The following is a 1457-nucleotide window of genomic DNA, read 5'->3' as shown; positions in this document are numbered from 1 at the left end:
GTCCATGAGCCCCGGATACGAAGGGGCCAGGTTCAAGGGACAGCATGATCCAAGCTTTCATGTCCGGCTTTGCGCTGGATCAAGGACTCGGCCCGGGCCGGGACTAAGGTTCGTCCAACGAAAGCGAGGGACGCATCCATGCCGGCACTCCAGAACATCAAGAACGTGATCGTGGGCCTGACCGAGGAAGGTCAGCAGGGCGAGACGAGCGACGCCATCGGCTACGGCCTGTCGCTGTCCGTCGTCGCCGGGGCGCACCTCACCGTCCAGGCGGCCTCGCGGCGCCTCGTGATGAACAGCGCGCTCGCCGGCGGGTTCGGGCGAGTTCTCATCTCCGAGGAGAACGGGCGGACCGCGGGCCTGAGCCAGGCGGTGGCCGAGAAGGTCCGTGGCGACGCCGCGAGCGCGGGCGTCGCGTGCACGGTGGAGAGCCCGCAACTGACGCATCCGGACATCCTCGCAACGTTCGCGGCCAAGGCCCGGCTGCACGACCTCACCATCCTGGATGCCGAGGAGCGCACCGTCGACCTCGACCGCGACCTGATCGAGGCGTCCCTTTTCAACAGCGGTCGCCCCGTCATCGTCGTCCCCGCCGGCCACAACGCCTTCGCCGGCCGGCGCATCGTCGTCGCCTGGGACGGCGGCGCGCATGCGGCCCGGGCGGTGAACGACGCGCTCCCGTTCCTGCTCGCGGCCGACGCCGTCGAGATCATCTCGGTTGTCGGCGAGAAGGAGCTACCGAGGTCGGTCGCGGGCGCCGAGCTCGCTCCGCACCTCGCCCGCCACGGCATCGCCGTCACCGTCGACGACCTGCCGGTGCGTCCGGACGGCGACGTCGCCGAGACCCTCCGCGACGCGGCCATCCGCTACCGCGCGGACATGATGGTCATGGGCGCTTACCGCCACGGCCCCATCCGGCAGTGGCTCTTCGGCGGGCTCACCCAGTCGCTGATGACGGCGTGCCCGATCCCCCTCTTCCTCGCGCACTGAGTGCCGACGAAACCAGCCGACCCCCGAGAAGGAAATCCATGAGACCGATCCTGAAGCACCTCGCCGTGGCGGCGGCCCTCACGTTGTCCGCCCTCGCCATGCCGGTATCCGCCGATGCCCAGGGCCTACCCGGCGGCATGCGCCGCGGCGCGGCCGAGGGCGACCGCGTCGGCGGCCCCATCGGGGGCATCGTCGGCGGTGCGGTCGGCGGCGCCGTCGGCACCGTCAACGGCGCGCTCGGCATCGACCCGGGCCGTCGCGGCTACCGCAGCGGCATGCGCACGCGCCGCCACGACCACCACCGCGCCTACCGTCATCGCCACCACGACCGCCGCCATCGCTAGGCGCGTGCGGCGCCCCCTTCAGTCCCCAACCACGGAGAACATCATGACCGTCGACAAGACCTTGCAGGCCAACGTCATCGCCGAGCTCGGCTGGGAGCCGAGCGTGACCGCCGCCCATATCGG

General features: G+C 71.0%; 2 protein-coding genes. Both read left to right on the top strand.

Translation table 11 applies throughout. From position 1 onward, the window contains the following. Positions 1-138 precede the first annotated feature (138 nt). The gene (locus MKK58_RS08045) at positions 139-990 is read left to right on the top strand and encodes a universal stress protein (protein WP_243911582.1); all 852 of its coding nucleotides are present in this window, start codon (positions 139-141) and stop codon (positions 988-990) included. 38 nt (positions 991-1028) lie between these two features. Then, positions 1029-1334, top strand: coding sequence for a hypothetical protein (locus MKK58_RS08040; protein WP_243911581.1), 306 nt, complete (start codon positions 1029-1031; stop codon positions 1332-1334). The last annotated feature ends 123 nt before the right edge of the window (positions 1335-1457 follow it).

Source organism: Methylobacterium sp. J-078 (genome assembly GCF_022829285.1).
Taxonomy (GTDB): Bacteria; Pseudomonadota; Alphaproteobacteria; order Rhizobiales; family Beijerinckiaceae; genus Methylobacterium.
The sequence above is the reverse complement of the archived record's forward strand: the minus strand, read 5'-3'. Positions and strand labels throughout refer to the sequence as shown.

Coding starts and splice junctions, on each gene's coding strand:
- MKK58_RS08045 (WP_243911582.1), top strand. CDS start 139: ATGCCGGCACTCCAGAACATCAAGAACGTGATCGTGGGCCTGACCGAG.
- MKK58_RS08040 (WP_243911581.1), top strand. CDS start 1,029: ATGAGACCGATCCTGAAGCACCTCGCCGTGGCGGCGGCCCTCACGTTG.